Annotated in this window: 7 protein-coding genes; 5 read left to right on the top strand and 2 right to left on the bottom strand. The window is 71.0% G+C overall.

Features of this window, described 5'->3' with window-relative positions; genetic code table 11:
* The first annotated feature begins 321 nt into the window (after positions 1-321).
* Complete coding sequence (locus ACIRDX_RS18590) at positions 322-2067, top strand: hypothetical protein (RefSeq protein ID WP_396626933.1); 1746 nt, start codon at positions 322-324, stop codon at positions 2065-2067.
* Between the two features lie 130 nt (positions 2068-2197).
* Here the strand turns inward: ACIRDX_RS18590 and ACIRDX_RS18585 are convergent, their stop codons facing one another.
* Positions 2198-2950 (bottom strand): hypothetical protein, encoded by a 753-nt coding sequence (locus tag ACIRDX_RS18585; protein ID WP_396626932.1) that lies wholly within the window; start codon positions 2948-2950, stop codon positions 2198-2200.
* Between the two features lie 62 nt (positions 2951-3012).
* Between ACIRDX_RS18585 and ACIRDX_RS18580 the strand changes: the two genes are divergently transcribed.
* Positions 3013-3960 carry an alpha/beta fold hydrolase gene (locus ACIRDX_RS18580; protein WP_396626931.1) on the top strand — a complete coding sequence of 316 codons (948 nt, stop codon included), beginning with the start codon at positions 3013-3015 and terminating at the stop codon, positions 3958-3960.
* Positions 3961-4042: 82 nt separating this feature from the next.
* Here ACIRDX_RS18580 and ACIRDX_RS18575 read toward each other — a convergent pair whose 3' ends face one another.
* Positions 4043-5005, bottom strand: a complete 963-nt coding sequence (locus ACIRDX_RS18575) for a threonine/serine dehydratase (protein WP_396626930.1) — start codon at positions 5003-5005, stop codon at positions 4043-4045.
* Between the two features lie 114 nt (positions 5006-5119).
* Between ACIRDX_RS18575 and ACIRDX_RS18570 the strand changes: the two genes are divergently transcribed.
* The 3 genes from ACIRDX_RS18570 to ACIRDX_RS18560 form a co-directional block, all read left to right on the top strand.
* Positions 5120-6400 carry an FGGY-family carbohydrate kinase gene (locus tag ACIRDX_RS18570; protein ID WP_396626929.1) on the top strand — a complete coding sequence of 427 codons (1281 nt, stop codon included), beginning with the start codon at positions 5120-5122 and terminating at the stop codon, positions 6398-6400.
* Positions 6390-7178 (top strand): TIGR01459 family HAD-type hydrolase, encoded by a 789-nt coding sequence (locus tag ACIRDX_RS18565; protein ID WP_396626928.1) that lies wholly within the window; start codon positions 6390-6392, stop codon positions 7176-7178. The genes ACIRDX_RS18570 and ACIRDX_RS18565 overlap by 11 nt, the downstream gene beginning before the upstream one ends.
* Positions 7172-7538 (top strand): class II aldolase/adducin family protein (locus tag ACIRDX_RS18560; RefSeq protein WP_396626927.1); only part of this gene is annotated, 367 nt, incomplete at its 3' end. The genes ACIRDX_RS18565 and ACIRDX_RS18560, both read left to right, overlap by 7 nt.

Genomic DNA, 7538 nt, shown 5'->3' with positions numbered 1-7538 from the left:
TCACTTCGCACCGCCCTCGGCTCTGTGACAGGCCACCAACGCCAGGCAACGCACGCACACACACGCCGCGATGTGGCGCGGAGGAGGCCCGCGACGCAGGCGCGGGGCGACGACGCGACTCGGAGCGGTTACCGGCCCAACCGCATCCCGGCATTCCCGGCATCACGGCATCGCGGCATTCTCAATGAGCGGCATTCTCCGCTGAGCTTCGCCGCCCGCGTTCTGCCGTATGCTGCGGTTCGCCTCGGCACTGTCATCCACGCCGCGCGCCTCCCAAGGGTGCCCGCGGACTCGTGCCGTGCATGAAGGAGGAATCGCCTCATGCCCACCACCATCGCTCGCACGAGCCTGTTGCTGCCCTGGCTGGTGCTGACGTCCGTCCCGGCTCTCGCGCAGGCCACCGCGCCGGCTACCGCATCGCACAAGCATTACGAGGCGCCAACGGCTGCCGCACCGGCCGGCCCCAACGGCGAGGCGGCGCCGCGCCTGCAGAAGCTCGGCGCGCACGTGTTTCCCGTGAGTACGCGGCGCCCTGACGCACAGCGCTTCATCAACCAGGGACTCAACCTCGCGTACGCGTTCAATCATGCGGAGGCGCGGCGCGCGTTCCGTGAAGCGGCGCGGCTCGACCCCGGCCTCGCCATGGCCTTCTGGGGCCAGGCGCTGGTGCTGGGCCCCAACATCAACGCGCTGATGGAGCCCAACGACGAGCCGCAGGCGCTCGAGCTCGTGCGCAAGGCGCAGTCGCTGGCGCGAACGGCGTCGCCGCGCGAACGCGCGCTCATCGAGGCGCTGGCCGCGCGCTACTCGGGCACACCCGAGCAACGCATCACCAACGACCGCGCGTACGCCGACGCGATGCGCAAGGTGCACCAGCGCTACCCGAAGGACCCCGACATCGCGATGCTCTACGTCGAGTCGATGATGGACCTGCGGCCGTGGGGCTACTGGATGCCCGACGGGCGGCCACACGAGGGCACGGCGGAGATCGTCGCCCTGACCGAGCGCGTCATGCGCGACCACCCGAAGCACCCGGGCGCGCTGCACATGTACATCCACCTGATCGAGCCGACGGCCACGCCCGAGCGCGCCGAGCAGGCCGCAGACGCGCTGCTCACGCTCATGCCGGCAGCCGGCCACATGGTCCACATGCCGTCGCACATCTACCAGCGCGTCGGCCGCTACGCCGATGCGATGCGCAGCAACCGCCTCGCGGTCGAGGCCGACGAGGACTACATCACCCAGTGCCGCGCGCAGGGCCTGTACCCAATGGCGTACTACCCGCACAATGTCCACTTCCTGTGGTTCGCCGCGGCGGCCGATGGCCAGAGCGGCGTGGCCATCGACTCGGCGCGCAAGGTCGCCGCCCGCATCGACGATGCGCAACTCTCCGCCATGCCGATGCTGGCCGGCTTCCGCGTGGTGCCGTACTGGGCGTACGTCCGATTCGGCAAGTGGCAGGAGATGCTCGCCGAGCCCGCACCGCCCGCCTCGAGCGCGTTCCTGCGCGGGGCCTGGCACTACGGACGCGGCCAGGCGTTCGTCGCGACGGGCAACGTCGACGCCGCCGAGCGCGAGCTCCGCCTGCTCGAGGCCCTGATGCCCGACAAGGGCCTCGACCAGCCGCTGTTCTCTCCCAACACGGGGCGCGCAATCCTGTCGATTGGGCCCGCGGCACTCGCCGGCGAGATCGCCGCCGCGCGCGGCGACTACGCCGCCGCCATCGCTCGACTGGAGGAGGCAGTCAGACTCGACGATGCGCTCGTGTACACGGAGCCGGCCGAATGGCACTCGCCGCCGCGGCTTGCCCTCGGCGCGATCCTGCTCGAGGCGGGTCGACCGGATCAGGCCGAGACGGTGTACTGGGAAGACCTGAGACGCAACCGCGACAGCGGCTGGGCCCTGGTCGGGCTCCACCAGGCCCTGCAGGCCCAGCGCAAGGAGGATCAGGCCGCGATCGTCAAGGCTCGCCTGGACACGGCATGGGCGCGCGCCGACCTGGCGCTGACCGCGTCGCGCTTCGGGCGCACACCAGGCGCCCGCGCTCCTGCCGTCGCGCAGCGCTGAGGGACGTCACGCTCGGGAGGCTGGCGAGGCCAAGAACCGCTGGCCTGCCCTGGCCGTGCGCAGCCACCGCATTCGCCGGCATGGCGGCGTGTCCTGAGCGAAGTCGGAGGACATCGCAGAATTCCCCGACTCAGTTGGCCGTCTTCTTGAGCGCGGCCACCTTGTTCTCGAGGCGGCCGGGAGCGTGGCAGTTGCGGCACGTGAGGTTGGTGGTCGCCGCCAGGGCGGGGGTGGCCTTCCACTGCTGCGCCAGCGACGCGTACGGCGTGCCGGCGAGCACGGTCAGCATGCGATCGAGATGCCGCGCAGCTTCCTCCGTGCGGCCGGTGCGCTGCGCTGCCTGCGTGATGCCCGACAACACCTCGCCCTTGTGGTGCACGGGCATCTTCTCGATGTCGGCGCCCTGCTCGTTCCAGAGAGCCAGGTAGTTCTCGTAGGCCATCGCCCATCCTGCCGAGCGCGCCGGCTCAGGCAGGCGATCGGCGAACAGGGCGAACGACCCGCCGGTGACGGCCCTGACGCCGCCGTTGCCCGACGTCGCCTTTGCGGCCTCGGCAAAGCCCGCCAGCGCCTCGGCGTAGTGGCGGGCGTAGGCCTCGGACTTGCCGGCTTCGTGTGCAAGGGCAGCGCGATAGAGAGCCGTGCCGGCCTTCCACGCCAACAGGTTCGCGCGCTCCGCCGGCCGCTGGGTCAGCAGGATCTCGACGTTCCGGTCGCCCCTCGCGAGACGGGTCTCGTTGTCGCTCCGCCAGCCGGCGAAGATGTCCTCGCGGACGAGCGTGTGCACCGAGAGCCGCGTGTCCGACAGCAGGTCGTCTGGCGACTGCGCAGCAGGCGCCGCGATCACGGCAACGGCAACCAGGACGCCGAAAAGGGGTCGCATGGCCTGTCTCCTGTCCTTGGGTGGTCGAGCCGGTATGATACGGCCTCCCAGGAGTCATGACCATGATGCGTTCACCGGCGAGCCTCGCGCTTGCCCTGTCACTGCTGTCGACGCCCGCCCTGCTGCACGCCCAGGTCCCCGACGTCTTCGACCGGGTCGAGCACGGCTACGCCACGTCGGCGGGCGGCGTGAAGATTCACTACGCCACGCTCGGCAAGGGCCCGCTCGTCGTGATGATTCACGGCTTTCCCGACTTCTGGTACTCGTGGCGGCACCAGATGGCGGCGCTGTCGGAGTCGTTCCAGGTCGTGGCCATCGATCAGCGTGGCTACAACCTCAGCGACAAGCCGAAGGGCGTCGAGCAGTACGACATGCGCCTGCTCGTGGGCGACGTGGCCGCCGTGATCCGGCACCTCGGTCGCGACAAGGCCACCATCGTCGGTCACGACTGGGGAGGCATGGTGGCGTGGCAGTTCGCGATGAGCCAGCCGGCGATGACCGAGCGCCTGATCGTGCTGAACCTGCCGCATCCGCGCGGCCTGTTCCGTGAACTGCAGACCAACCCGGAGCAGATCAAGAACAGCGAGTACGCGCGCACGTTCCAGCGCGGTACGCCGACCGATCCCGGCGTGTTCTTCGGCCTGCCGATGACGGCGCAGACCCTCTCTGGATGGGTGCGCGATCCGGCAGCAAAGGCGCGATACGTCGAAGCCTTCGGCCGCTCCGACTTCGAGGCGATGCTGAACTACTACAAGGCCAACTACCCGAAGGCCTCAGGCGCGGACCTCCCGGCGCTTCCGGAACTGCCGAAGGTCACGGCGCCCGTGCTGATGTTCCATGGGCTCGGAGATACCGCACTCCACGCCAACGGCCTCTCGGGCACGTGGAACTGGGTCGAGAAGGACCTCACGCTGGTCACCGTGCCCGGCGCGTCCCACTTCGTGCAGCAGGACGCCGCCGACCTGGTGACCTCGACGATGAAGTGGTGGCTGGCGATGCGTCGCCCGTAGGAGGCGGGCGACCACCGCTCGCGCTCGCGGCGGGTCGTGCACGAGCAGTCGCCTCCCCGTGTGCCCGGAGCGGCTACGCCCGTCAGGCCTCGGGCGAGAAGGTCCGCATGTACAGGCCCCAGTCGTCGAGTGACACGTTGCCGCCGCAGATCACCAGGACGACGTGGTCGTCGGGGCCGAAGCGTTCCCGCATGCGCCGCACCGCCGCCAGCGTGCACGACGCCGCGAGCTCCGCATTGAGCTTGGTCCGCTCCAGCAGGAACCTGGCGGCCTCGAAGGCCTCGCGATCGCTCACCACGACGTGCCGGTCCGCGTGGCGGCGCATCACCGTCAGGGCGTCCTCGGCCACGTAGGGGGCGCTCAGCGTGCGGGCCAGCGAGGTGGGCGTGAACGGCACCACGCGTCCGGCCTCGAGCGCCGCGCCCATCGCATGCGCGCCGTCGGTCTCCACGCCCCACACGCGGATGCCGGCCACGAGCGCCTCGAGCGCAATCGTGACGCCCGTGAACAACCCGCCCCCGCCGATGCTGATCACCACGTCGGTCACCTGTGGCAGCGCCTCGTGGATCTCGAGGCCGAGCGTCCCGGCGCCGGCCATCTGGTGCGGGTCGTCGAAGGGATGCAGCAGCCGAGCGCCCGCCGCGCGCAGCGCCTCGGCCCGCGCAAACACCTCCGGGAAGGTCGGCGACAGTTCGACGGCGGCCCCATAGGCGCGCGTCGCCTCGACCGAGGCGCGGGGGGCCGTGTCGGGCATGCAGATGGTGGTGGGCGCGCCGAGCGTGCGCCCGGCGTCGGCCAGGGCCTGCGCGTAGTTGCCCCCGCTCACCCCCACCACGCCGCCGGCACGCTCCTCCGGCGTGAGGGCCAGCAACTGGTTGAAGGCGCCACGCGGCTTGAACGAGCCGGTCCGCTGGAACAGCTCGCACTTGAGGTACACGTGCGCGCCGAGTTCGGCGCTCAGCGTGCGGCTGCGCTCGAGCGGCGTGGACCGGACATACGGAGCGATGCGCGGGCGCGCGGCGAGGATGTCGTCGATGGTGATCATGAGGAGGTGTGCGCGTACAGCATACCGGCCCGACGCACGAGGCGCGGCGTTGGCCAGGGTGCGCATTCCCTGCATCGCGGCATCGCGGCATGCACGACATCGGCACAATCGGCAATGATTGTGCCGATGTCGTGTGATGTGGTGCTCGGGATCGACGTCGGCACGTCGGGGGTGCGCATCGCTGCGCTCGACCGCGACGGCCGCGTCTGCGGCATGACCGCCGTCCCGATCGAGGTCCCGCCGCCTGTCGGTGGCCGGGCGAGGCAGGCGCCCGCGCTCTGGTGGACGGCCGTGCGCGACGCCCTCGCGCAGCTCGACCTGTCCGGACTTGCCGTGCAGGCGCTGGCCGTGGACGGCACGTCGGGCACGATCGTTCCCGTCGATGCCGGCGGCGCGCCGCTCGCCGATGCGTCGATGTACGACGACCGGGCCACGGCAGACCTCGTTGCGCGCGTCGAGGCCGTGGCGCCGGCCGACACCGCGGCCCGCGGCGCCTCGTCGCCCCTCGCCCGTGCGCTCGAGTGGCGCGAGCCACCAACACGCCTGCTGCACCAGGCCGACTGGGTGGCTGCGCAGTTCACGGGTCGCGTCGGGATCACCGACGAGAACAACGCGCTCAAGACCGGGTACGACCCCGTCGCGCGCCGCTGGCCGGACTGGCTCGGCGAGACCGGCCTCGACGTCGCGATGCTGCCGGAGGTGGTGCCCGCCGGGTCGGTGATCGGCCATGTCGCCGCCGAGGCCGCCCGTGCACTCGGGCTCCCGCCGGGCATCGCCGTGGTGGCTGGCACCACCGATGGCTGCGCCGCCTTCCTCGCGAGCGGTGCCTTGGCGCCCGGCGACGGCGTGACCTCGCTCGGCACCACGCTGACGGTGAAGCTGTTCTCGGACAGGCCAGTGGTCGATGCCGGGCGGGGCGTGTACAGCCACCGCCTCGGTGATCGCTGGCTCGCGGGAGGCGCGTCGAACACCGGGGGCGCCGTGCTCCTCGCGCACTTCACGCGCGAGGCGCTGGCCGAGCTCTCCGCATCGCTCTCCGCGGCTCCACCCACCGGCCTCGACTACTACCCGCTCACGCGCGATGGCGAACGCTTCCCGCTCAACGACGCGTCGCTCCGGCCACGGCTGACACCCAGGCCGCCAGACGACGCGACATTCCTGAAGGGGATGCTGGAAGGCATGGCCGCCATCGAAGCGAGCGGGTACGCCGCGCTGGCGTCGCTTGGCGCGACGCCGCTGCGCACGATGCGGACGGTGGGCGGCGGCGCCGCGAACGCGGTGTGGTCGCGCATCCGGGAGGCGCGCCTCGGCGTGCCCATGGTGGCGGTCGACAGCGAGCACGCAGCCGTCGGCGTGGCGCGGCTCGCGTGGCAGGGGCTCGGTCATGCGTGTTGAACGGTTGTCGTCCATCGCGGGCGGGTTCGACGGCGTGCTGCTCGACCAGTTCGGCGTGCTGCACGACGGTCACAGGCTCTATCCCGGCGCGCTCGAGGTGCTCGAGGGACTGAAGTCCTCGGAGATACCGGTCGCCATCCTCACCAACTCGGGCAAGCGCACCGCGGCGAACCGCGAACGCCTGCTGTCGCTCGGCGTGCCCCGCGACACGTTCGTGGACGTCGTCACCTCGGGCGAACTGGCGTATCACTCGCTGATGGTCGGCTTCGAGGTGACGGGCCGGGCACCCTACGCCTTCATCGTCGGCACGCCCGGCGAGGAGTACGGCTTCGACCTCGTGCCGACGGTCGACGATCCGAAGGCTGCGGATGTCATCCTGTTCCTGGGCTCGGACGCACCGCGGACATCGCTCGACGCCTATCGCGAGTTGCTCGGCGACGCGAAGGCGCCGGCGATCTGCTGCAATCCCGACCGTTGGCGGATCACGCGCGATGGCCTGCAGCCCGGCGCGGGCGCGATCGCCGAGGCCTACGCGCAGATGGGCGGCCAGGTGACGTGGATCGGCAAGCCGTACCCCGAGATCTACCTGAACGCGTGCGCGTCGCTGGGCGGCGCGTCGCGTGTGCTGTGTGTCGGCGACAGCGCCGAGCACGACGTGGCCGGCGGTCGCTCGGCGGGCTTGACGACGATGCTCGTGATGACCGGCGTCTCGGACGGGCTCGACGGCGAGCACGTGGAACCGCGGCCAGACTACTGGATGGAACGACTGCGATGGTGAACCTCGATCAGTTGCGCACGCTCTCGGCGCGCGTCGGCGCCGACCCCCTCCTCGTGCAGGCTGCGGGCGGCAACACCTCGCTGAAGGACGAGGACGTGCTGTGGATCAAGGCGTCGGGCACGTGGCTGCGCGATGCGGCGAGCCGCGACGTGTTCGTGCCCGTCGACCTCGCTGCGCTGCACGAGGCGCTGCGCACGGGCGACCCGGCGGCCGATGCGTGCCAGCCCTTCGTGCGCACGGCCCTGAATGCCACCGGCCTGCGCCCCTCCATCGAGACCAGCGTGCATGCGCTCATGCCGCAGCGCGTCGTCGTGCACGTGCACTGCGTGAACACGATCGCGTGGGCGATCAGGCGCGATG

The organism is Luteitalea sp. (assembly GCF_044337415.1).
Taxonomy (GTDB): domain Bacteria; phylum Acidobacteriota; class Vicinamibacteria; order Vicinamibacterales; family Vicinamibacteraceae; genus Luteitalea.
Note: the sequence above shows the minus strand (reverse complement) of the source record. Positions and strands in the feature narration are given on the sequence as shown.